At 38.0% G+C, this 22,933-nt stretch carries 23 protein-coding genes and 1 pseudogene; 16 read left to right on the forward strand and 8 right to left on the reverse strand.

The window, feature by feature from the left end; genetic code table 11:
• Positions 1-643 precede the first annotated feature (643 nt).
• Complete coding sequence (locus tag D7322_RS25415) at positions 644-1,069, forward strand: DUF3995 domain-containing protein (protein WP_121126992.1); 426 nt, start codon at positions 644-646, stop codon at positions 1,067-1,069.
• 352 nt (positions 1,070-1,421) lie between these two features.
• Here the strand turns inward: D7322_RS25415 and D7322_RS28645 are convergent, their stop codons facing one another.
• Complete coding sequence (locus D7322_RS28645; RefSeq protein ID WP_183078844.1) at positions 1,422-1,757, reverse strand: hypothetical protein; 336 nt, start codon at positions 1,755-1,757, stop codon at positions 1,422-1,424.
• Positions 1,758-2,381: 624 nt separating this feature from the next.
• Between D7322_RS28645 and D7322_RS25430 the strand changes: the two genes are divergently transcribed.
• From D7322_RS25430 to D7322_RS29330, 5 genes and pseudogenes are all read left to right on the forward strand, one after another.
• Complete coding sequence (locus tag D7322_RS25430; RefSeq protein WP_121126995.1) at positions 2,382-2,978, forward strand: NAD(P)H-dependent oxidoreductase; 597 nt, start codon at positions 2,382-2,384, stop codon at positions 2,976-2,978.
• 204 nt (positions 2,979-3,182) lie between these two features.
• A complete protein-coding gene (locus tag D7322_RS25435) occupies positions 3,183-4,127 on the forward strand; it encodes an aldo/keto reductase (RefSeq protein WP_121127067.1) in 945 nt (314 codons plus the stop codon).
• Between the two features lie 154 nt (positions 4,128-4,281).
• Positions 4,282-5,394: a vWA domain-containing protein gene (locus tag D7322_RS25440; protein WP_220700176.1), complete on the forward strand. Its 1,113-nt coding sequence runs from the start codon at positions 4,282-4,284 to the stop codon at positions 5,392-5,394.
• Between the two features lie 70 nt (positions 5,395-5,464).
• Positions 5,465-6,931, forward strand: coding sequence for a sigma 54-interacting transcriptional regulator (locus D7322_RS25445; RefSeq protein WP_121126997.1), 1,467 nt, complete (start codon positions 5,465-5,467; stop codon positions 6,929-6,931).
• 438 nt (positions 6,932-7,369) lie between these two features.
• Positions 7,370-7,749, forward strand: a pseudogene (locus D7322_RS29330) (type II restriction endonuclease).
• A 315-nt stretch (positions 7,750-8,064) separates the two neighbouring features.
• Here the strand turns inward: D7322_RS29330 and D7322_RS25460 are convergent.
• Together D7322_RS25460 and D7322_RS25465 are read right to left on the reverse strand one after the other, a co-directional pair.
• Positions 8,065-8,700: a carbonic anhydrase gene (locus D7322_RS25460; RefSeq protein WP_121127000.1), complete on the reverse strand. Its 636-nt coding sequence runs from the start codon at positions 8,698-8,700 to the stop codon at positions 8,065-8,067.
• Positions 8,701-9,245: 545 nt separating this feature from the next.
• The gene (locus tag D7322_RS25465; RefSeq protein ID WP_121127001.1) at positions 9,246-9,848 is read right to left on the reverse strand and encodes an FMN-dependent NADH-azoreductase; all 603 of its coding nucleotides are present in this window, start codon (positions 9,846-9,848) and stop codon (positions 9,246-9,248) included.
• A gap of 109 nt (positions 9,849-9,957) precedes the next feature.
• Here D7322_RS25465 and D7322_RS25470 point away from each other — a divergent pair, with 109 nt between their 5' ends.
• From D7322_RS25470 to D7322_RS25485, 5 genes are all read left to right on the forward strand, one after another.
• Positions 9,958-10,344, forward strand: coding sequence for a winged helix-turn-helix transcriptional regulator (locus D7322_RS25470; protein ID WP_121127068.1), 387 nt, complete (start codon positions 9,958-9,960; stop codon positions 10,342-10,344).
• 535 nt (positions 10,345-10,879) lie between these two features.
• Positions 10,880-12,016 (forward strand): hypothetical protein, encoded by a 1,137-nt coding sequence (locus D7322_RS25475; protein WP_121127002.1) that lies wholly within the window; start codon positions 10,880-10,882, stop codon positions 12,014-12,016.
• A 6-nt stretch (positions 12,017-12,022) separates the two neighbouring features.
• Positions 12,023-12,193, forward strand: a complete 171-nt coding sequence (locus D7322_RS28650) for a hypothetical protein (protein ID WP_183078846.1) — start codon at positions 12,023-12,025, stop codon at positions 12,191-12,193.
• A 39-nt stretch (positions 12,194-12,232) separates the two neighbouring features.
• Positions 12,233-12,892 (forward strand): SanA/YdcF family protein, encoded by a 660-nt coding sequence (locus D7322_RS25480; RefSeq protein WP_121127003.1) that lies wholly within the window; start codon positions 12,233-12,235, stop codon positions 12,890-12,892.
• A 3-nt stretch (positions 12,893-12,895) separates the two neighbouring features.
• On the forward strand, positions 12,896-13,690 hold the full coding sequence (locus D7322_RS25485; protein ID WP_121127004.1) for a hypothetical protein: 795 nt from the start codon (positions 12,896-12,898) through the stop codon (positions 13,688-13,690).
• A 114-nt stretch (positions 13,691-13,804) separates the two neighbouring features.
• On the opposite strand, the gene D7322_RS25490 is transcribed toward D7322_RS25485, so the two are convergent.
• Entirely contained in the window at positions 13,805-15,346 is a 1,542-nt protein-coding gene (locus D7322_RS25490; RefSeq protein WP_121127005.1) for a protein adenylyltransferase SelO, read from the reverse strand.
• Between the two features lie 70 nt (positions 15,347-15,416).
• Here D7322_RS25490 and D7322_RS25495 point away from each other — a divergent pair, with 70 nt between their 5' ends.
• The 5 genes from D7322_RS25495 to D7322_RS25520 all read left to right on the forward strand — a co-directional run bounded on the left by D7322_RS25495 (position 15,417) and on the right by D7322_RS25520 (position 19,309).
• On the forward strand, positions 15,417-15,764 hold the full coding sequence (locus D7322_RS25495; RefSeq protein WP_121127006.1) for a hypothetical protein: 348 nt from the start codon (positions 15,417-15,419) through the stop codon (positions 15,762-15,764).
• 343 nt (positions 15,765-16,107) lie between these two features.
• Entirely contained in the window at positions 16,108-16,746 is a 639-nt protein-coding gene (locus D7322_RS25505; protein WP_220700177.1) for a Crp/Fnr family transcriptional regulator, read from the forward strand.
• Between the two features lie 60 nt (positions 16,747-16,806).
• Entirely contained in the window at positions 16,807-17,487 is a 681-nt protein-coding gene (locus D7322_RS25510) for an MBL fold metallo-hydrolase (RefSeq protein ID WP_121127009.1), read from the forward strand.
• Positions 17,488-18,299: 812 nt separating this feature from the next.
• Positions 18,300-18,881 carry a Crp/Fnr family transcriptional regulator gene (locus D7322_RS25515; protein WP_121127010.1) on the forward strand — a complete coding sequence of 194 codons (582 nt, stop codon included), beginning with the start codon at positions 18,300-18,302 and terminating at the stop codon, positions 18,879-18,881.
• Between the two features lie 65 nt (positions 18,882-18,946).
• A complete protein-coding gene (locus D7322_RS25520) occupies positions 18,947-19,309 on the forward strand; it encodes a DUF4406 domain-containing protein (protein WP_121127011.1) in 363 nt (120 codons plus the stop codon).
• A 185-nt stretch (positions 19,310-19,494) separates the two neighbouring features.
• On the opposite strand, the gene D7322_RS25525 is transcribed toward D7322_RS25520, so the two are convergent.
• The 4 genes from D7322_RS25525 to D7322_RS25540 all read right to left on the reverse strand — a co-directional run bounded on the left by D7322_RS25525 (position 19,495) and on the right by D7322_RS25540 (position 22,924).
• Entirely contained in the window at positions 19,495-20,283 is a 789-nt protein-coding gene (locus D7322_RS25525; protein ID WP_121127012.1) for a PhzF family phenazine biosynthesis protein, read from the reverse strand.
• A gap of 89 nt (positions 20,284-20,372) precedes the next feature.
• Entirely contained in the window at positions 20,373-21,458 is a 1,086-nt protein-coding gene (locus tag D7322_RS25530) for a DUF6695 family protein (protein WP_121127013.1), read from the reverse strand.
• 60 nt (positions 21,459-21,518) lie between these two features.
• The gene (locus D7322_RS25535) at positions 21,519-21,923 is read right to left on the reverse strand and encodes a hypothetical protein (RefSeq protein ID WP_121127014.1); all 405 of its coding nucleotides are present in this window, start codon (positions 21,921-21,923) and stop codon (positions 21,519-21,521) included.
• 131 nt (positions 21,924-22,054) lie between these two features.
• The gene (locus tag D7322_RS25540; RefSeq protein WP_245971467.1) at positions 22,055-22,924 is read right to left on the reverse strand and encodes a lysophospholipid acyltransferase family protein; all 870 of its coding nucleotides are present in this window, start codon (positions 22,922-22,924) and stop codon (positions 22,055-22,057) included.
• Between the last annotated feature and the right edge of the window lie 9 nt (positions 22,925-22,933).

The following is a 22,933-nucleotide window of genomic DNA, read 5'->3' on the forward strand; positions in this document are numbered from 1 at the left end:
AATTAAAAAATGTTCCAATAAAATAATAAGACTGAATAAATCGATGTAAGATCTATTCTAAACCATTAGGCTCGCTAAAGGAGTAAAGCCGATCTAATAGAGCAGGCAGATGGAAGGCGATCCTAAATCTCAAAGCCGGATAAAGAAAAATAAAGTTGTCATAGAAACTTGCCCCAGGGCAATTTTTAAGCGGTTGCAATCCACTAACTTTATTTTATACAAAAAATAAAATATGATGAAACCTGAAATGATATGGGCGAATTTGGCGGTGGTCAATCTAGAACGCACGTAAAAATTTTATAAAATGTTGGGATTTAAAGCGAATGACTTGCATACTTCTGATCAGTTGGTGAGCTTTTGCGACCCTGACGGACATAAATTCAATGTTTTCAGAATGTAGCGCGAGCCCGAATTTATTGCAATATTTTGGTATAAGGCTAGGAAGCTTTCCTAAACGCTAAGGGTAGTTGGGGACCCTTTTGTCATATTGCTGGACGGAAGACGCAAATTGTTATAGGCTCTCAGTTTTCTAAAGAACTAAATGACTTTTATTAAAGTGTGATAAAAAGGCGTGTCGAAAACTTTCCGTATAACCATTAGTCAGTAAATTGACCAAATTCAAAGAATATTTTATATTTACTTAATGGAACATTTATTATCAATTGTAATTGCCACTATTTTTATTTTGTTAGCGTTGCTTCATCTCTTTTGGGTATTTGGGGGACAGTGGGGGATAAATGCTACTATACCCACAGCCCTAAATGGGAGAAGGGTATTTAATCCGGGCTGGCCAGGTACTTTACTTGTTGCAATCGGATTATTATCTTTTGCATTGACGAACCTCTGTGCTGTTGGCATTCTGAAAGGGCCTTTTGATAATAAATATACGGATTACGGCATGTACATGATCAGCGGCATTTTTTTTGTTCGATTTGTCGGGGATATGAAATATGTTGGCGTATTTAAGAAGTATAGGAAGACCGTATTTGCCTCACGGGACACGTATATTTATACCCCATTATCACTGTTTTTATCAATTTCTAATGGAATTCTAGCGGTTCTGTTGTAAGCTGGATAGATTGGGAAATATACTATTATATCAAGCGCAAAGTGTACCTACTTCATAATGGCTGCTCTTTGTGCTTTACTTTATTGCAAGCTAATTAGAAAATGCGCTAAAGTCAGCAAGATGTGATTAAAAGAAATCAGCCTAGGAACTCACAGATTCTACTTTAAGATAACGGGTGCTGATTGTTGCATCTCGGTTAACATTGATCCAAGAACCGGAGATTTTGCTCAACTGGGTAGATTGTAAAGTACCCATATTCACAGAAAAGAAGTAAGACTGCGGGGTTTGGGCAGAAGCCACAGCGTATGCCAAATTGTGCCCGGAAATGATTTTGTTTTTATTGACCAAGCTTTTATTTATAAGCGTAATAACAGCTTTGGCTGTAAAGACGTTGTAAATTTGCTGATGAAAGCCAGCTATATTTTTTGTACATAAACTGTCTGAATTGGTAGAAATCTATAAATTCAATTCCTGTATCGGAGTGAATGGGATTCTCGACTATAAAACGGTGTGCAATTTGATGTACTTTTTTGCAGAGGACATTGCATTCTTCCAGTTGCTGTATTTTTAGATCCGGAAATTTAGTAGCCAACCTTTCGTTAATTGGTTTTAACCAATTTTGTCCAAACTCCATAGATAGTTGAAGGCCATAGTTTAATATTTCAATTGATAAATTTATTTGAGTCATAAATCATAATAAGTTTGTTAATCTAGTTCTGTTTTGCTCGCTATAGATGTTTACTTGAGTCTGTATCTCATCCATTTTTATCCCATCCGGTTATTATATGCTATTGCTAAAATAACAATTTATCCTTAAAAATTTGGTTGCCAGGTGTACAACAATTTTTTGATGGGGCAAGCTTGTGTGGCTGATTCATTCTTAACTGAATAACCTAGGAAGCCGATGGTAACTTTGGGTCATTAGTAAATCATTACAAAAGCGAATTTTGATTTTGCTGCGGGGTACCCTCGGGGCACAGACTGAAGCAGCCAGCAGTTCTCTTTGCAGTCTTTGCTATATCGTTCAGGATGCGATGTATGGGCGGTTTATGAAACGGATAAACAGATGCTAAGGACTTCCCGGATAATTACCTTAACGAGTTCAGTTTATAGATATGCACCATATTGGTTCGGACCGTATGTAAAGAGATGACTCTGTTTTACCTGAAAAATGGTTAATTTAGTTTTTGGCCGAACATTATTATATTTATGATCATGATGGCAAGCCTTCAGTTGCCGATATTGTTTTGATCAAATAAAAGCGATTCGAACTTATAATGAAATTTTGAATAACAAAAGTTATCCTCATATTATGAATATTTTGTTTGTTTACTGTCATCCGAGTGAGAGATCTTATACTTTTGAGATCTTCAGCCATTTAAAGGCGCTTCTTTGGGCGCAAAATTGGAATATTGAGGTTTCCGATCTGTATGCTAATAATTTTCAGAGCAATATGACCGCAGAAGAATACTTGCGGGAAGGGCTTTCTCAAACGTTGCTGCCTATCCCAAATGATGTGCGTGAAGAGCATCGAAAGATAGAAAATGCGGATTGTATTATCTTCCTTTATCCCGTTTGGTGGAGCGATTGCCCGGCCATGATGAAAGGTTGGTTTGATCGCGTATTTGCTGTTGGTTATGCTTATGGACAAAAGTCAGATTTGCCAAAAATGAAAACAATCAATTATGGATTAGTTATTTGCACAGCAGGCCACCCTAACAACTTTTTAGAGGAAATCGGGATTGCACAGAGTATGCAGCATATTATGCTTGAAGACCGACTGGGGAAACGCTTTAAGCATAAGGAAATGCTTATCCTTGGAGGAACTTTGGCAATAGACGAGGTGAGAGAACACCATCTACAACAGATTGACGGATTAGTAAAAAGAATAGTCCGCTACTGCAGCTAAGACTTTTATTATTTTGGTGCATTATCATAACAATAACTAATCGGCATGGATTTGATACCTTTATGTCTATCTTGTGCAATATATGAAGATCGTTCCAGCTTCATATCCTATTTTTATTTTAATTGCTGTAACTTTAGGTTAGGCACTGGTTATTGATGACTGGGAAGAACTTTTTTACAAGCGAACAACAAAAGATTAATGTTGATGAAAAAGATAAAAATACAACACACAGGTTTAGAGATTGCACCGATCAACTTTGGTGGTAATGTCTTCGGATGGACACTTGATGAACAAAAATCATTTGAGATTCTGGATAAATTTGTAGGAGCCGGATTTAATTTTATAGATACTGCGGATACCTATTCCTGGTGGGTAAACGGGAAAGGCGGTCAATCTGAAGAAATTATTGGTAAATGGTTAAAAAGCCGCGGTAATCGGAACGACATTGTACTGGCGACTAAGGTTGGGTCTGAGACGAAAGAGCATGGTTTTGATATTTCCAGAAAACATATTTTGAAATCAGCGGACGAGTCCTTGCAGCGTTTGGGGGTAGATCACATAGATTTATATTATACCCATTTTGATGACAACGTTACACCTGTTGAGGAGACTTTATCAGCCTACGATGAACTAGTAAAGGCCGGTAAAGTTCGATTTATCGCCGCCTCAAATATCTCTCCTGAACGGCTTATCGAAAGTTTTGATTGTGCGGAAAAAAATGGTCTACCCCGATATGTCGCATTGCAACCCCATTATAATTTGGTTGAGCGCAGCCGTTTTGAAAATGACTACTCCCAGATAGTCGAAACCTATGGTTTGAGTGTATTCCCATACTGGTCTCTTGCGGCGGGTTTCTTGACGGGAAAATATCGTGCCGAGGCAGATTTTGACAATACCGCCAGAGGTGGTGGCATAAAGAAATATTTTGATGACAAAGGTAAACGTGTGTTGGAAGCTTTGGATGTAGTGGCTGGAAAATACGATACTAAACAGGCTACAGTAGCGCTAGCATGGCTACTAGCAAAGCCATTGGTCACTGCCCCCATTGTGAGTGCAACCAGTGTGTCGCAACTGGAAACCTTATTTGATGCTCCAAAACTGCCATTGGATGCTGAAGATATTGGCCTTTTAGACGAAGCGAGTAAATAAACGATCACTTGTTGTCAGACGGCAGCCATTGTTCACTGTTAATGGGGAATGGCTCCTTATATGGATTATTATGTCGTAAATTTATCTTATGAAGCTGTTCTGGTTTTAACGGACGAATAGCTTCTTCATCCTAATAAATTAACATATGAGCAGCATGAAACGAAATAGGGGATTTTTCTTCAAGCAATATGACGAGCCGTTTCAGACGCCTTTTGAAAAATTATTTGATATTTTCAAAGAATTGATTACCCATACCTCGGGTGATTTTGATGAAGCCATTGATTGGCTGCGTGAATTGGATCTGGAATTCAAACTGACCACTCCAGAATATACCATAGATGATTTCATCGCCGATCTGAAGAATAAGGGATATATCAGGGAAAAAATGGAATTTGATGGCAACGGTGGCGTGGACATTACCTCAAAGATGGAAAAAGCCTTGCGACAAAATGCATTGGACCAGATTTTTGGGAAGATGCGAAAAGGAAAGTCCGGTAATCATAAAGCCAACCAACAAGGCCAGAGTGACGAAAACATGGGCGATTTTAGAAGATATCAGTATGGAGACGGTCTCGAGAAAATTGCTTTGACTGAAAGCCTGAAAAATGCACAGATCAATCATGGTATTGGCGAGTTCGGTTTGTCAGAAAATGATCTGGTTGTAGAGGATACACAGTTTAAATCGCAGATGAGTACGGTGCTGATGATCGATATCAGCCATAGCATGATCCTATATGGCGAAGATCGGATTACTCCTGCAAAGAAAGTAGCCATGGCCCTATCTGAACTTATCCTTACACGGTATCCCAAAGACACGCTCGATATTATTGTCTTCGGTAATGACGCTTGGCCGATAGCGATCAAAGACTTGCCCTATCTGCAAGTGGGGCCGTTTCACACCAATACTGTCGCTGGCTTAAAGTTAGCAATGGATATACTCCGGCGCAAGCGGCATGCAAACAAGCAGATATTTATGATTACAGACGGCAAGCCGAGCTGTTTAAACATGCCGGATGGTACCTACTATAAGAATCCAATGGGCTTAGATCCATTTATCACCGGAAAGTGCTATAATATGGCCGCGCAGGCACGGAAACTAGGAATACCTATTACGACCTTTATGATCACTTCAGATCCCTATTTGCAGCAATTTATCGATGAATTTACGGCTTCAAATCAAGGCAAGGCTTATTACACAGGACTTGGAGATCTGGGCGGAATGATTTTTGAAGACTACGAAGAAAATCGCAAAAAAAGAATACGATAAACAGTGAATTTACGGCAATAAAATATAAATCTTGCGCAAGGTTTGCGTTTGCGCCTCATCATCAGAAGATATGGATTACACAAAGATTACAACATTTGGTGCACTGAAAAAGTCAGGTTACAAGCCTAAGACGATAAAAGAAGAATTGCGTCAGAACTTGATTGCAAAAATTAGGAAAGGCGAAACCGTGTTTACCGGAGTACATGGTTATGAGGATACCGTTATTCCCGAACTTGAGAGAGCTATTCTTTCCAAACACAATATTAATTTCCTTGGTCTTCGTGGCCAAGCAAAGACCCGTCTGGCTAGGCTCATGGTTAATCTGCTGGATGAATATGTGCCTGTGGTAGCTGGATCAGAGATCAATGACGATCCCTATAACCCTATATCCCGCTATAGCCTGGAGCTCTTGAAGGAAAAAGGTGACGACACCGCGATAAACTGGCTTCATCGAAGTGAACGTTTTTCCGAGAAACTTGCTACGCCCGATGTGACCGTAGCCGATCTGATAGGTGACGTTGATCCGATCAAAGCAGCCAATCTGCGATTGAGCTATGCCGATGATCGCGTGATTCATTTTGGTATGATTCCACGGGCAAATCGTTCGATATTTGTCATTAATGAACTGCCTGATCTTCAGGCCCGGATTCAGGTGGCACTTTTCAATATCTTGCAGGAAGGGGATATCCAGATCCGCGGATTCAAATTGCGTCTACCCTTAGATATACAGTTTGTGTTCACCGCAAATCCGGAAGATTATACCAATAGGGGGAGTATTGTGACGCCATTGAAAGACCGGATAGGATCGCAGATATTGACGCATTATCCTGAATCAGTTGAGATCGCGAAGGCAATAACTGCCCAGGAATCCAACTTGGAGGCGGCACAGAAAGAAGAAATATACGTTCCTGAACTGGCCCGTGAATTAATTGAGCAAATCAGTTTTGAAGCCCGAAATAGCGAATATGTTGATGAAAAGAGTGGTGTTAGCGCAAGGATGAGCATTACAGCATTTCAGAACCTATTAAGCACAGCTGAACTGCGCATGCTCAAAAGCGGATCAAAAAAGACGTCAATACGCCTGAGCGATTTTGTGGGTATTGTCCCAGCTATCACCGGAAAAGTTGAGCTCGTTTACGAAGGTGAACAGGAGGGGGCTGCTAGCGTCGCGTTGCTGTTGATCGAAAATGCAGTAAAAAGCCTATTTCCGATTTTATTTCCTAAAATTGAAAAATTGGAAAGGGACAACGAGCGCTATCCTTACGACGATATTATTCGTTGGTTTTCAGAATCGGAAGGCATTGAGCTGTCCGATGAACTTACAGATGCAGATTACAAACGACAATTGGACCAAGTGACAGCTATCCAAACATTGATTGAGCAATACCAACCGCAAACGAAAATTCAAGATCGTTATTTTTTGAGCGAGTTCATCCTTTGGGGGTTGGCACTAAATAACAAGTTAAGCAAATATAGACTGGGCAATGGCCTTCAGTTTCAGGATAACTTTCAGGATTACCTTCGAAAGAACCTATAGCCAGAAGACGAGGTGTTATGGATATAATTGCCTCAAAAAAGCTGTAAAGAGACTCTTTGCAGCTTTTTTGAGGCACCAAATATTTATTTATTTCAAAAGTTGATACTCTTTGATGTGAAATCATCTTTCGTCCACTTTTTCCTGTTGCCTTCGATCGATTGTATTTTTCCGCCAAAACTTATCCTAAGGATATCGAAATTTTAAAGCGGCTTGATTGATAAATAACAGCGTCATTACCCATACAGACGGCTCATTTTCATTGCCTTCTTGTTTCTAGGAACAGCTCTATCTGATTGCCTAGAACCGGAACACCACGTATTCCATATCACGAAGTGCTTTATTGACACGTACATCCTTTTGCATATTGCGTTCGATTTTGGGAATCCAAAAGAGGCGGATGGGCTTAATGCGTTCTTTATTATTTTTCCAGTCGAATCCATGCCAAAATTCACCATCTTTGGCGATGATGTGGAAGCTTTTTTACAGTTTGCACTGACAGTGATTAAGAGACGAAAATCCAGAGCAGGTCATGACTTTGAAAATCATCTTCATGCAATTTTCGATACCTACGGGATTAAATATTCCAAAGGGGCAAAAACAGAAAGAAATAACCGGTACTCTCCGAAGCTGGCCGTATTCCGCACAAGCACTTGATTAAACTCCAACCCGCAATAAATCAGATCGATGAGATGATCGCGCAGAATTTACAACTGATCATTCCTTCTCCATTATACGTGACCTATTCGGAAGCCCAACTGACCAATATTATTGATGTAAAATCTTTTGTCTCAAGGATACTACCACATACTCAAAAATAGGTCGTTATTGAAGGGGCTTTTTATTTATCTGTGGATGCCAATTTAAACTGCTTAAGCTGGCTGATAAGGTAAACTAAAGGATGAAGAACGAGAGATGTACAATGTAAGTTTAAGAAATAAACGGGATGCGGCGAGTATGCGAAGTGAGCAGGAAAAGCCTGAGGTTATAAAAAAATACGGCCGTCCGGATACTTTTCCGGCGGCCATTTTTCATTTATAGCATGTTATATTTTAGTCATATGCCATACTGTTCCTTTGAACTAATGATCAGAATTTTTTATTCAAAAAGAGTTGATCGCAATTTCAGAGATAGCTTTATAGCCAACTTACGCTTCCAGTTTCAACATCGTAATTGGCACCTACAATCTTGATCTTGCCTTCTTCTTCAAGCTTCCGAAGAGTTGAACTTTGTCTGCGAATATCTTTAATGGCGTGTTTAATATTCTGCTGGTTTAATTTCTCCAACAAAACGCTATTTTTTGATGAACGTTCTTCGTCTTCATCTATCACTTCATTGATAATAGCATCAAAATGATTAACTAAATGATTCAGGTTGTCCATGCCCAATCCTTCGATTTGTGCAGCATCCAATCCACCTTTCAGGGCGCCGCATTTGGTATGGCCCAATACGACAACGAGTTTGGAACCGGCTACATTGCAGCCAAACTCCATTGAGCCTAGAATGTCCTGGTTGACAAAATTTCCTGCAATTCTGATGCTGAAAATATCACCAAGACCTTGGTCAAATATAAGCTCGGCAGAAGTACGACTATCTATACAGCTTAGTACCACAGCGAACGGCCATTGCCCTTCGCGCGTAGCATTTACCTGTTCGAGAAGATCCCGGTTTGCTTTTAGATTATTGACAAAGCGCTGATTTCCTTCTTTTAAGAAGTCTAATGCTTTTTCAGGAGTAATTGTGGACTGCGTTTCGTATGTATGTGCCTTCATAAAATTTAAATATTTCGAGTATTAAAGATAGGATAAATTCGCTAAATTTTAATGACGGGCAAAAATTGAATGTATTTTTATGTTCTTAATTTAATGTATGCGCCAATTGTTATCGATGAAGAATATTACTGAAGTATTGAAATTTAGTTTATTCTGGCCTCCGTTTTTTAGCTATTCAATGAGTCAGGTACGATTGGCAGGTTACCAAATTGTATAAATAGGTATCAATAGAAAATGTAGACACTAAAATATGTATGAAGGCTTAAAGCACCTTGGACTTTTTTCTGGAAGCGGCATTCCACAATACGTTTGCCAGCAAACTTTACGATTTCAGTGGACTTTTTATCTTTCCCATTTTCTGCTCCGCTATCTTCCCTAAACAAAAGTTCTGTTAACACCGCTTTCTATCCCGGCATTTCTATGGAAGGAGGAAACTGTATTGAATGCATTTGCGATTTCCTGTTGTAAATGCTGATTTCTCTGCCGGATAAAAATCCTTGCTAAAATTTAAATGACAAGGATTAATTTCCGATCAGATCCTTATATTAATCAATGGCAATATTCTCGATTGCTCTTTCCAGTGATGTCTCCATTATCCCGGGAATTGAAAGACCCTCTGCGCGGAAAACACTGATGTCAGAAATACCATAAAATCCAAAGATATTTTTGATGTAAGGAATATTGGAGTCATATATTTGATATGGGCCTTCCGAATAGATATTTCCAGAGGTAAAAGCGACATAAAGCTTTTTGTCGTTTAACAGGCCCTTTGGTCCGTTTTCATCATATTTGAAGGTATATCCAGCTCTTGAAGTAAAATCGAAATAGGCTCTCAGAGCCGCTGGAACTGAGAAGTTGTACATTGGAGAATCAATGACAATAATGTCGGCTTCCTTTAATTCCGAAATTAGACCTTCCGAATATTTGCTAATTGATTGCTGTTCTTCAGAATGATTTTCAGCGGGTGTAAAAAACGTATTTATATGTACCTCCTCCAAAAGTGGAACTTTACTTTTTGTCAGATCACGTTCCTTTACAATGCTATCGGGATACTTTTCCTGAATTTTTTGAATAACAGCATTTCCTAATTTTCTACTTGCAGATACCTCTGCTCTTGGACTTGAAATAATGTGAAGTATATTTTTCATTTTTCTTTGTTAAAATTTCTTTAGCAAAATTATGTATATTTGCTTATTAAAAGTTAGTAGTAATCAAAAGGTTAGTAGTAACCTTTAGGTTAGTTTAATGTTGAATCCCATGGAAAATACAATTGATTTAGAGGAGCCTATCACTGCTGCTAAATGTTCTGAAAACCTTTCTTCTGTTGAAGATGCAATTTATGTTATCGGCGGAAAATGGAAATTAAAGATTATTATTGTTTTGCAGGAAAGCGGGAGTATTAGATTTAATGAGCTTCAAAGAAATATTAGGGGCATCTCAGCGCGAGTGCTTTCAAATGAATTGAAAGATCTTGAATTAAACGGTTTTGTCAAAAGGGTCGTGCATGCCGAGCAAACGCCAGTTGTCGTAGAGTATATTTCCACAGATTACAGTAGAACCCTGAAAAACGTTATTATAGCACTTTCGGATTGGGGGAAAATGCATAAAAGAAATATTCGGACGGAAGCATTTTTAAGCCAATAGAAATTACACTGTCAGCTCATGATGAATATTCAAGCAAATTGAGAAAGATCTCTTACAGGCATGATTTATTTTTGATTCTTCTTTTTTTACCAGCGTCACCCCGTGCTCCCAATACAAAAATTACTTGAATTAACATTTTGCCAAGTTCAAAGAGACAATTTTCCACTTTAGGTGGTAAGATAGCGATTATGGTGCAAAAGGAATGATGCAAGAAATAGCGTATAGGGATCACACTTGAGGAAGCTATTCAGCAGGTAGTGAAAAGTTTGGGGGATATACCATTTGGCAGACCTGCAGAACCATAGGAGGTAGCCGAATTGGTAGGCTTTTTAATTTCGCGGAAAGTGAAACGGCAAAAGCAGCTACATATTTTTTAAGGTGCTATAATTCCAAAAAAACGCAAATGCCTACGAATGATAAACTATCGCCAGCGAATTATAATTTGTTTAATTTCTTGTAGATTTTACAGTTAAATTTGAGTACAGAATAAAGCTGATATCATCAATTAATACATTCCATTTTAGAATAATCGTACATGAATAGACTATTATTAGCCCTTTTACCCTTAATTTTTTCTTGTAAAAGTCAAAGGGAAATAGATCTGGCGACCTTGAACTTAAACGAGCCGATTGAAAAAGTCAGCAGTTTTGATGACGTATTATTGATCGGTGTAGAAACTGTAGAATATCCTTTTAGCTTGTTGTTGGAGGTTGAAAAATCGAATAAATACAACTTTGATGGAATTGATCTAGAAGGACAGCGGATTATTTTTCAAATTGAATCGGAGAAATTGAAAACAGATAGCATTACACGATTTGGCGGCGGAAATATCGATCTCAAACAGGCTAAAAATATCAATGAATTAAATGAGATCTTAAAAAATTACGATGCCGAAGGTAAGATCTATGGCGTAAGAATTGAGCTGAAAACGCCACAACTGCAGGCCAATATTTTAAAGAAACTAGAGGTTAAATACGGTAAGGGCACTAAAAATCCGAATACTGACAACGGTTTATACTGGAATATAAAGACTCAAAATAAATTTGTCTTTTATGCTCCAGATTACAAAAGATTAATCATTTTGAATAACACGGATCTGTCCAAATCGTGCTATTGGGATATCATGAATGGTTTAATCGATCTTGGCGGATGCGATAATGAAAAGTACATGGCAGACTTGGTGAAAAATGCAACCAGCCCAGAAGATGTTAAAGAGAAACCTACCATAAAAATTGATAAAAACTGGAACATTAATAGTTTGATTGTTGGTAAAACAACAGAAGAAGACTTTCTAAAATCAGCTACAAACAAGCGTTTTGAACGAATCGAAGAAATTGATGGGACCACGGCAAAAACAAATGAAATCTATTATCAGAATAACTATCATGATTTCTACTTTTACTTTGCTGTAAGCAACAGCAATCCCGATAATCAAAAGGAAAATTTCATTAATGGCTTCGCCATCAACGACTTTAGAAAGGTGGAGATCTCATTTGAAAATGGCTTAAAACCGGGTTTAAAATTTGATGAAGTGCTAAAGTTATTGGAAAAGCTTAAAATAGACTTTCACCCAGTTGATTTTGCCAATTATATCGAAATTAAAACTTCACCTTATAAAGTGACCTTGAATTTTAATGATAAAATGTTGCTTTCTGGAATGTTTGTTAAATAGCTTCTGATGGAAAAACATCAGTTTCTTGGAAATGGGCAATCGGATAATACACGGGCGGATGTAACACCTTTTATCCCTACTGTAGAAGAAGAAAACATCAAATACATTATAGGGGTTGAGGGACCGGATTCTGTTGGGGAGCTCAAAAAACGAAAAGTAGTTTTGCCGGAGAGATAAAGAAAACCGATTTTTATAAATTGTTGTAAAATCAAGCATATGAAAAAGATTAAAAAGTTCTTGTTATCGCTTATCATTCTATGTTTAACAGCTCTATTTGTTGTTTTATTAACCAACAGCAACGTAACGGCCGAAACAGAAAAACTGATTTTCACCCAACTTAAAGATGTGCCAAAAACGAAGGTAGCCATCATTTTTGGCGCCGGTATAAACGGCGATCAGCCAAGCAGGTATCTAAAAGATAGGCTGGATGCTGGGATTTCGTTGTACAAAAACAACAAGGTGGATAAAATATTGCTGTCAGGAGATAACGGGAGAGATGAATACGATGAGCTTTCAGTAATGAAGTTATATTGTCAGAAAAATGGCGTCGATACCACAAAAATTTACATCGACTATGCTGGGTTTGATAGCTACTCGACGATGTACCGTGCAAAACATATATTTTATGTTGATACAGCAATTTTGGTATCTCAGAAATACCACCTGAACAGATGTATTTATCTGGGCGATAAATTGGGTATAAAATCATTTGGTTATAGTGCAGATAGGGGCGTTTATTCGGGGTATAAATACTATGCATCCCGGGAAAAACTATCGGTTAGCAAAGCCGTTTTGGATGTGATAAGAAACAGGAGACCAAAGTATTTAGGTGAGCCGGTTGATATAAACAAAGAATCAAATTATACGAAAGAATAACTGATGAGATACCTTCCTTTTTTTATTATACTTGTGTTTTTAGGCTGTAATCCTATCCCTAAAAAAGATAAACACCCCGATGTACCTCAACTGATCGAGTTGCTAAAAGACGAAAGCAAGTTCAGAAAAGTTACCGATATGACTGGCCTAAGTAGTCTTGTTTTTTTTAATGACGACAGAATACTTTTAAAGCCCAATAACAGTAATTCGCCCGTAAAGATTATTGATGTGAATAAAAATATTGTGTTTGAAAAGATTTACGACTGGGAACAGCCATTTTATATTGATAAACAGGGCAATTTATATCTCAACGGCAAGAAATTTTTCTACCCGGATTATAAAAAACAAGAAAATTTCAAAACGGTTGTTATCACTGATAGTCTGCGGAGAAAGTCGGAGGAATTGAGAGAGCTGAACGATAGTCTGCAGATGAAAGTTTTAAATAGATACGAACTGGAGATGCTGCAGCCATATGGGCTAAAACCTTGTCCTTATACAATCGTGAATACAGAGCGCTGCGATGTATTTAAAGTGATCAATCAGACTTTGGTCGTTAGACAAACAGACCTTTTTAAAAGCGAACTCGATATACCAAAAACTGAAATTCCTAAATTCGATGACGATGTTTTGATTGGTTGGCGCAATGGTAAACTGCCTAGTCCGGATTATTTGGCTTATTACGAACTAAAAAAACAACGCTTTAAGTGCGATGACATGATAATGCCGAAAATCCTAACATTAAAAGACAAACCGTATTTATTTGCTTCTGGTTTGGGTTTGTACCAGATCTTATTTTAGAAGGAGCTTCCTAAAGCTTATAGGTCAGGCTATGCCGAGTGTGACTGCTGCCATTTCAAATTCATACAATATGGCTGTCTTATTAAGTGCATCAAACACAATAAATCTCTATTGTTATGAGCTACATGACAACGTAGAGCATCCTACGGTATCGTTATAGCTGGACGGACGCTTTTTGGAAAATTCCGGAAATAGTTCTTGGTATGGATGTTCTAAAGCCTGAGTTAGTTTAATTAACATTTCTGTTTTTCCGCTACTAATTTCTTCAATGCACTCGTAGAGTAAATAGTTTCTCAGTATAAATTTAGGATTTGTCGTTTTCATTAATTCCAGGGACTCTTGTTTTGAAATCGAATTTGAATGCAGACGGGATCGGTACTGTTCAATGAAGTCATCAAGTTTATTGATTTTTTCTTCATTTAAAACAGTATAAGCGACCGGGCTGAAATGTTCATTTAAATCCGTATCAGGTGTTATTTTTTCCAATTGATTGAAGAATAACGTGTGATCCAATTCCAGCTCCTGCATTAAGCCCTGCCAGTTGGTGAAAAACTCTTCGTCCTCTTTTTTGAGCCAGTCAAATCCGAATTTTTTGCAGAGCATTTTATCATGGGCTTCCCAAAAATAAATTCCAAAATTATTTAACGTGTTTTCCAAAAATTTTTCATCGTCGATTATCGGCTGAAGGGCATTTGCAAGTTTCCATAGATTCCAGTGCGCAATCTGTCCCTGTTTTCCAAATGCATATCTTCTTCCAGGGAGATCCGTTGTATTCGGTGTGAAATTTAAATTATATTCATCCATCATGGAGTAAGGACCATAATCAATCGTTAAACCTAAGATAGACATATTGTCCGTGTTCATTACACCATGAACAAAACCTACTCTGAACCATTCTACCATTAGGTCTGCCGTGCGGGTGCATACGTTTTCAAAAAAATCTTTATATTTCTGATGATCGGATGAAACAATTTCAGGGAAGTAATTTTCAATCGTAAAATCAAGCAGATCCTGCAAGAGCTTGTGTTCACCCTGAGCAAAGATCAGCTCAAAATGCCCGAAACGAAGGAAGCTTTCGGCAGTTCTTATGATTACGGCCCCTTTTTCGTACTTAGGATTGCCGTTATACATGATATCCCGTATGACGTCTTCTCCTGTAAAGGCCAGACTTAACGCTCTGGTAGTGGGTACTCCTAAGTGATACATGGCTTCACTTATCAGGTATTCGCGTACCGAAGACCTCAATACGGCCCTTCCGTCGGCACGTCTTGAATAAGGGGTTGCACCGGCTCCTTTCCATTGGACCTCTGTTTTCTTGCCGTTTTCATTGGTAATTTCTCCTGCGAGAATAGCCCTTCCGTCTCCCAGCTGTCCGGCCCAGTTGCCAAATTGATGTCCGGCGTACGCTGTAGCGTAGGTCTGAATATTGTCGGGAAGATGAGAACCCACCAGAAAATTAAGATCTTTTTCTTCAAATTTTCCCAGTCCAATTTCCTCAGAAAGCACTTCGTTAAAAGCAATTAAATGAGGCTTGTAAAACTCGGCAGGTTTAACCGTGGCAAACAAAACTTTTGGCGTGTTTCTCTGTAGAAGATTGTTGGAAAAATCTCCAGGAAATTTTTTGAGGAAAGGCTGTCTGATGTGTTCGATATTCATACCTCAAAGATATTAATTATAAAAGAATAAGACCGTTCAAATTATTGAAAGTCTTGCATGCTCTTGACCTATGCAAGCGAGTATTAAATGGGATTCGTACGATATTAATCCTTCTTGGGATTTTTATGGTGGTGGTGAAATTGCTGCAACAGCCAAAGAATCAGCTCTATTTTTCCAATATCTATTTGATGGAAAAATCATTCAGGACAAACAGATTCTGGAAGCAATGCATACCTACGTTTTACCTTCAGATCAATCCAAATACTGTTTGGGACTTTATCACTTTGATATGGGGTTCAATGCTTATTACCATTTAAGTTGGTGGGGAACTGATGTTATTTATTCTCCGAATCTGATGCTACAATTACGGTTTTTACATTACAAAAAAACTTTCAACATATTATTAATCCCTTTATAGGAAGGGAATTTCAAAAGTTATTGATTACTAAAACAGTGCTAAAATAGAGAGTTATACTTATTTAAGAATTATGCAAATTAAAAGGAATAAATATTAAAAGCTTATTTTCTAATATGAACAATTGCTCTCTTCTTTCGCTATGATCAATTTTCTTTGGTATAAAATCAGTATTTTGGTTGAGCATTATTGATGCAATCAAATCATCGATAAGCCAGCGTATCAAAAAATAGTTGGGAAAATATCTCGCAGGAGGGTTACTGATAAAATGATCATAATGAATTTTAAAAATGATTCTTTTTATTGGAAGAGCAAAAAGAAAGATCATTATTGAAAAAGGTTATAGGTGTGTAAGATAACAACAGATAAACAAGACGAATTAAAAGAAAGAGAAAATTGCCCGATGATTGATGTATTTAAAAATTACCTGTTCTTAACAGGAGCACTCTCAGCCGAGGAGATCAACTTTTCTGTGAATTTCTTCAAACCGATCAGCTTGAAGAAGGGAGATTTTTTTATTCGTGAGGGTGATACCTGCCGTTATATTGGATTCATTGCTTGTGGTGCCATAAAGGCGTATGCTATTGACAGAGAAGGAAAAGAAAATATAACCTGCTTCAAGTTTGAAAATGAATTTGCTACCTCGTTTCCTGAATTTGCGGCGCAGGAAAAATCCAGAAGGAGTATCAGGGTTATCGAAGATAGTATAATCTATGGAATAAGCTATCCGGACTATCTGCATCTGCTTGATCAGGTTACCGCTTGGAACGGTATCATAAAATCGGTTATGGAGCGGGAGTATGGCCAAAAGGAGCTTTACCTGCTGAATTACAATAATAAGTCGGCTGCGGATAAATACTGCCATGTCTTGATGCACGAACCGATGCTCGTCCGGCGTATAGCGACACAAGATCTGGCCTCATACCTGGGTATCACGCAACGGTCGCTTACCCGGGCCAAAGGACAATTGCATAGACCGAAATAATTATAGGACAAATGTCCTTATACAGTCCGGGGCAGCGATGTAGATTTGCAAAAAAAATATATGTTACGTCAAATTGCTCCCGAGGTGGTTCAGATTTCACTCATGCCACGAAACAGTATTAACTGCTATATTATCGAAGGTGTATTGATAGATTCCGGAATACGAAGTTCATATAAGACTGTCAAGAAAGCCCTCGAGAAAATACCCGTTTACCAACATATTCTTACGCATGCGCATGCGGATCACCAGGGCTGTAGCGATCAGCTATGCGAAGAGTTTTCTATCCCCTTGCTCTGCCATCCTGACGAAATTTTTAGGACCGAAACGGGTATGGTAACCAAGGATTATCCTAGGCCGCAACATTGGATGGCAAAGTTTCAACAAAAGTATTGGGCGGGTCAGGGACATCAAGTCCAACGGACAATTGTTGAAAATGATAAGATCGGAAACTTTCAGGTCATTGAGACTCCTGGACATTCGGCAGGTCATATCTCATTATTCCGTGAGCGAGATGGTGTACTTATCATTGGCGATGCAGCGATAAATATGAATTTGCTTACAACAAAGACCGGTCTACGGCTTCCACCAGGTTTATTCACCACGGATCAACAGCGCAATATCAAATCGCTCCAGAAACTGTCAAAACTGAATCCCGCTATTATCTGTTTCGGTCACGGACCAATCATGGTAAATAAAAACCGAAAGTTTGAGCAATTTGTGGCTAAATGCAGTGGGCTTTAATTCTACGTAATTTGGTATTGACCTTTCAGAATAGAGCATATAGGGGAAAGAAGAAATTTCTGAAACAGATAAAGACTTGAGCAAATACTCATTGGATACTATGGCTGCCGCATATTCCGCAGATTAGGTGATATAAAAAATCGAAGAAGAATTTCTCGGGACAGCCGCAAAATAACTATTCTTACCTAAATCAAGTTGTGCTATTTTATTCAAACTGATGATTTTAATTTTTCAAAAAGAAGGGACGAAATCACTAAATGTAATCTGCTGTTCGTCAGTCTTATAACGTAAAAAAAGAACAGTTTTTATTGTTTAATTGAAATAATCACACCCAGTTTAACTATTTTTCTGCTGATTCCGAATTCTCAACTTTTAAAAGACCTGTTTTGTGGTTGAGCGGCAATACCTCATAAACATATTTTTCTATCTTGAGGCTATGTATTCATGCTAAATTTGAGCAGACTATTTTGTACCTTGATACGATGTAATCGCTGTAGTAACCGGAGAAATATTCTGGAGTAGAGGAGTAGATAAATGTCTGACATTAGTTATTGTCTGAAATTATGACCATTTAACATGATATTGATTAAACACCTACATATGCTTCTGTTGGATGCAGTATAATTCCCGCCGACTGAAGGACGTCTTTGCCCGAGAGGATTTCAACGTATTTCGATTAATCGGTCGATAATCAAAGGGACGGGAATGTTTACATTCTGTTTATGCGAAAACGAACTTTTCTATTTATTGAAAAACCAATCTTTCCTGTAATTTTGCAGGTGAAAAACAAATGAGTTAACAGATTTAATCGTATGGATCATCAATCTATTATAGAAAGTATTAATAAACATATAGCTCTCAGTGAGAATGAATTGCTGATCTTCCTGTCTTCATTAAAGAGAAAAAAAATAGACCGAAAGTCCTTAATTCTGGCTCAGGGGCAGGTATGTGAATACATCTATTTTGTTGAGTCAGGTGCCTTACGGGCATTCTACCTTGATGAATCTGGTAAAGAATCAACTATTATGTTTGCTATTAAAGATTGGTGGGTAACCGATATGTACTGTTTTATTAATCAAAAACCGTCCATGTTAATGATTGAAGCAATTGAAGACAGCTTGGTTTATCAATTGAAAAAAACTGATCTGGATGACCTATATATAAATGTACCTCAATTTGAAAAGCTCTTTAGAATTTTGATGCAGAATGCCTATATTAGGGAGCAATTGCGTGTTATCGACAATCTTTCGCTGTCAGCAGAAGAGCGCTATGAAATTTTTATCAACAAATATCCTGAAGTAGCTCATAAAGTAAAACAGAAACAAATAGCTTCCTATCTAGGCATAACTGCCGAGTTTTTAAGTATGATAAAAAATAAAAAAGCAAAGACTTAAAGTAGTTTATTTTTTTTGTAGCTAAAGGGTCGTTAATTCGCATTCATAAACTAATATTTTAAAAAATGCTTATACTAATTGCAGGGCCTTACCGAGGCGGGACAAATGACGACCCACTATTGATAAAAAAAAATCTTGAAAAGCTTGAAGAGTTCGCTTTGGACATTTTCAATAGAGGTCATGTCCCTTTAGTAGGCGAATGGATCGCACTTCCATTGATTCAGTTGGCCGGCTCAGAAAAGATTGGCGATGAACAATGGGAGAGAATTCAGTATCCAGTTGCCCATCGGATCCTGGAAAAATGCGATGCAGTTCTTCGCATTCAGGGTGAATCTAAAGGGGCAGATCAAGATGTAAAGATAGCTAAAGAAAGAGGTTTAAAAATATATTATCACATCGATGAAATTCCCGGCGTAGAACTGTCTTAAACGAATAGATCATCAAAAACATTAAATTTTATTGTAATTAGGAACTGTTATGATTAAATTTTGCTGACGGAAAAGAAAAATACAGGAGCCAATCGACACCTGTATTTTCTTTTTGGAGCTGGTGACTTTTAAAATTGATATGTTTTTATCAATCTTCAGCTGCTGTAGTTCCAATGCAAAGCATGTTATTCGGTCCAAATGAGTCCCTGGGAATAGGTACGGGCTTTACCTGCCACAATTACTCTTTCTTTTTTGTTTTCGCAATAAAGTTGCCCCTCTCTTTCAGACAGTTGACGAGAGAAAAGCGTGTCGTTTCCTAATCTTGATGCCCAGAACGGAATAAGGGAACAATAAGCAGAACCAGTAACCGGATCTTCAAGTATCGTTGATTGCGGCGTAAAATATCTTGATACAAAATCACTGTCGGTCCCAGCTGCCGTGACTACAACACCTCCCGGATCAAGATTGATCAGATCAAAAATTGATCTTTCAATTGTGATGTTTTTGATCTCTTCCTCGGATTCGTATACCAAAACATAATCCCTTGATTTAAAAACTTCTTTAGGTTGAATGTTGAGAGACCTTTTAATTACATCAGGGAGAGTCGATGGCTGGGCCAATCTTGATGGAAAATCCATATAATAAACGCCGTCCTTTATATCAACTGTTAATTCTCCGACTAGAGTTTCAAAAATAATTCTGCTTTTTTGATAGTTCAGGTGCTTGACCAAACAATGAGCGGTTGCCAGGGTTGCATGGCCACATAAATCCATTTCAATTTCAGGTGTAAACCATCTTAGATGGATTGTATCGCCATTGTCTATGAAAAAGGCTGTTTCTGCCACAGCATTTTCGCGCGTAATTTTAAACAGGATCTCATCGGGTAACCAATTTTTTAAAGGCACTACACAGGCTGGGTTTCCCCGGAAAACTTCCTCTGTAAAGGAATCTATCTGATATAATTCTAACTTCATTATTGATAAATTTCGATCGTTTGCAAAGGTAACTCAATTCCTGAAAATTACCTCGGTCTTTGTCCTGTGGGGAAACTAAAAGGGATAATTTATTGTTCAGCCTTTTTGTGCATCAGTTCTTTTAGTCCAAACTGGTAACTGAAGGGAAGCCGTTGTATATGGTCGATACGAATTATAAATCCGTTCTGTTTAACATGAGTAAAAAGTAAGTGACTGTCGTAAGAAATTTCAATAGGTTGTAACAATTCGACCGCTTTACTTGTTCTGCCTACAGCAGCATACTCTAATTCTCCATTTGGAGTAAACCTTTTGATAAGGAAATTGCCATGAGATACGGGGCGTATACTAAACCAAGCTCCTTCACCTACACCACCGAGATATTGTGCATCATGGGGTACAGTTGCCGGTCTAAAAGAGAAAATCATCGAGCCAATGGCATCATCCTTGGGTAAAAGCTTTGCTTCCTTTAACTTTACATTGTCTCTGAGATTTTTCAGAAAAAAAATGAGGGACTGAAAGCGATTCATTTTAAAATGTTTCAAACCTTGTTTTCTTGTATATGAATATATCATCCGATCGGGAGCGACGTTAACCACATTGCTAATCGGACTTGCTTTGACTGTTTCGGGAAGGTTGATGCTGTGCGCCCAATTGTAGCGTTTGGACGAGCGCCTGAGCATGCGCGCGACAAAGCGCGAACAGTTATTATTGCTCGGGGATACTGCACCGTATGGACAACTTCCTTGGCGTACACATTCGTCACCATATGTTTTGGCGAGCATAAAATTGATATCATGCGCGATGGAAAAGTAAAGGGTACCTTCTCCGTTAAAGGCTGTCTTTAATACCTCAAACTGTTCTACAATTTCTAAGATGTTGTCAATATGGCTTTGTCTAAAAGTCGCTTTGAGGTTAATATCCAAACGAGGGTCAGAAAATTTAGAGCGTGCCCGTCCGCATCCTCGAGGCGTTATATAACGCCCAAAGTCATAATACAGCATTTCACCCGTTTCCCGTTCAATGATAACGATACCAGTGTGTCCAACTTTAAAGTTTAAATTTTTTACGATACCTATTTTCTTAAAAAACATCATCCATTTTTCATCTCCACGAATTGTTGTACTGGGCCATGTTAATATAAGGGCTATATCGTTGTAAGTTATATCTGACTGCATGGGGCTTAACTTGGAAATAGTGTTCAGTGTAACCGAAATTTTGCTAAATGATTTTCAGTGCTATTTGACAAATAGTTTCAAGTCTTCGCACCAAAGAAAAAAACGTGTCAACTCAAGTTGGCTCAACTCTTTAAAATGAAATATTTTATGCGGAAAAGGAACAACATTACAGTAAACTCCATTTATTGAAAAAAATAGTACAAACTTTTTATTTAGGATATTATTTTCTTGAGTGTCTTCAGGCTGTATTTTTTTTTCATAGCTAAAAAAAGATTCCATCAGGTCATTGCTACAATTTAAAAAGATTATACATTCACATCGATCCGTAATATCCTGATATTCCCCGGGGTTATCCAGACCCGTACGGACATATATTTCGTTACCATTATTCCATAAAAATTCCGCAATGTTGTCAATTAATGCCTGCAGTTGTCGCCCTTTATCTTTGATCAATAAATATTTCATTTTCAATACTCTTTATTAAATAGGTTGCATGTCAAATCAGTCCTCAAAAACTACTTTGATAAAAAAGATTCCGCTTATAATTAAGCATGTAATTACCACTATTGCAATCGCTAGCATATAGAACAGTATACTCATCGCTTCCAGCGCTTATGTGTCCATAACCAACCATAGGGCTCTTCCTTAATATTTTCCGTTAGGAGGTCAATGTACTTTTGCGTTATTTCTCCGTCCTTTGTAAGTTCTGCATTGGAACATATCAGTAGGCAGGCAATTTTGTAACTTCCCTTTGATAATTGTGTAATATGCAGATAGATCACGGCCGTACGTGCCTTACGGGCTAATTTTTCCATACCGGAAAAAAAATAAGTTTGCTGGTTCAAAAAATGAAATTTATATCTTTCGTCTTCTGTTCGCGGACTTTGGTCTGCCAGAAAAAGATAGACGGCAGGGGCTGAGGTATCAGACAGTACATGGCGAACAGCCCGGCCATCAGCAAGCAACTTCATACCAAAACGCGACCTTATTTTAATCATTAGCTTGTCCATGATTACCGACCGAAGAGGTCTGTAAATGGCATATAGTTCATGATGTATTTTATAGGGCATGAAATTTAATATTTCCCAATTGCCACAGTGTCCTAAACAGGCAATTACCTTCTTTCCCGAATTGATGTACTGATCCATCACCTCCAGATTCTCAAATATTATTTTTTTTTCAAGCACTTCCGGCGGGGCTGAGATACTTTTTATCATTTCAGCAAAATAGGCGAGAAAGCAAACATAAAATTTTTTTACAATAGCATGCACTTCGCCATATCGCATGTTGGAAAACGAACGGGCAACGTTTTGAACGACTATATGCTTCCTATATCCGATCAAGTGATATGCAATAAAAAAGGTGAAGGAAGCCATCGCATATAGTAATCGCTGGGGCAACAAACTTATGGCATAGATAAAGACATAGATAATCTGGAATGCAACTGTCTGAAAAGCTTGCTTCATTTTCATGGA

The sequence above is a fragment of the Sphingobacterium puteale genome (genome assembly GCF_003627955.1).
In the GTDB taxonomy this organism is placed as follows: domain Bacteria; phylum Bacteroidota; class Bacteroidia; order Sphingobacteriales; family Sphingobacteriaceae; genus Sphingobacterium; species Sphingobacterium puteale.

Coding starts and splice junctions, on each gene's coding strand:
- D7322_RS28650 (WP_183078846.1), top strand. CDS start 12,023: ATGGAAAAACATCAGTTTCTTGGAAATGGGCAATCGGATAATACACGG.
- D7322_RS25415 (WP_121126992.1), top strand. CDS start 644: ATGGAACATTTATTATCAATTGTAATTGCCACTATTTTTATTTTGTTA.
- D7322_RS25520 (WP_121127011.1), top strand. CDS start 18,947: ATGCTTATACTAATTGCAGGGCCTTACCGAGGCGGGACAAATGACGAC.
- D7322_RS25510 (WP_121127009.1), top strand. CDS start 16,807: ATGTTACGTCAAATTGCTCCCGAGGTGGTTCAGATTTCACTCATGCCA.
- D7322_RS25470 (WP_121127068.1), top strand. CDS start 9,958: ATGGAAAATACAATTGATTTAGAGGAGCCTATCACTGCTGCTAAATGT.
- D7322_RS25445 (WP_121126997.1), top strand. CDS start 5,465: ATGGATTACACAAAGATTACAACATTTGGTGCACTGAAAAAGTCAGGT.
- D7322_RS25490 (WP_121127005.1), bottom strand. CDS start 15,346: ATGAATATCGAACACATCAGACAGCCTTTCCTCAAAAAATTTCCTGGA.
- D7322_RS25465 (WP_121127001.1), bottom strand. CDS start 9,848: ATGAAAAATATACTTCACATTATTTCAAGTCCAAGAGCAGAGGTATCT.
- D7322_RS25430 (WP_121126995.1), top strand. CDS start 2,382: ATGAATATTTTGTTTGTTTACTGTCATCCGAGTGAGAGATCTTATACT.
- D7322_RS25485 (WP_121127004.1), top strand. CDS start 12,896: ATGAGATACCTTCCTTTTTTTATTATACTTGTGTTTTTAGGCTGTAAT.
- D7322_RS25460 (WP_121127000.1), bottom strand. CDS start 8,700: ATGAAGGCACATACATACGAAACGCAGTCCACAATTACTCCTGAAAAA.
- D7322_RS25540 (WP_245971467.1), bottom strand. CDS start 22,924: ATGAAGCAAGCTTTTCAGACAGTTGCATTCCAGATTATCTATGTCTTT.
- D7322_RS25480 (WP_121127003.1), top strand. CDS start 12,233: ATGAAAAAGATTAAAAAGTTCTTGTTATCGCTTATCATTCTATGTTTA.
- D7322_RS25515 (WP_121127010.1), top strand. CDS start 18,300: ATGGATCATCAATCTATTATAGAAAGTATTAATAAACATATAGCTCTC.
- D7322_RS25495 (WP_121127006.1), top strand. CDS start 15,417: ATGCAAGCGAGTATTAAATGGGATTCGTACGATATTAATCCTTCTTGG.
- D7322_RS25475 (WP_121127002.1), top strand. CDS start 10,880: ATGAATAGACTATTATTAGCCCTTTTACCCTTAATTTTTTCTTGTAAA.
- D7322_RS25440 (WP_220700176.1), top strand. CDS start 4,282: ATGAAACGAAATAGGGGATTTTTCTTCAAGCAATATGACGAGCCGTTT.
- D7322_RS28645 (WP_183078844.1), bottom strand. CDS start 1,757: ATGACTCAAATAAATTTATCAATTGAAATATTAAACTATGGCCTTCAA.
- D7322_RS25435 (WP_121127067.1), top strand. CDS start 3,183: ATGAAAAAGATAAAAATACAACACACAGGTTTAGAGATTGCACCGATC.
- D7322_RS25525 (WP_121127012.1), bottom strand. CDS start 20,283: ATGAAGTTAGAATTATATCAGATAGATTCCTTTACAGAGGAAGTTTTC.
- D7322_RS25535 (WP_121127014.1), bottom strand. CDS start 21,923: ATGAAATATTTATTGATCAAAGATAAAGGGCGACAACTGCAGGCATTA.
- D7322_RS25530 (WP_121127013.1), bottom strand. CDS start 21,458: ATGCAGTCAGATATAACTTACAACGATATAGCCCTTATATTAACATGG.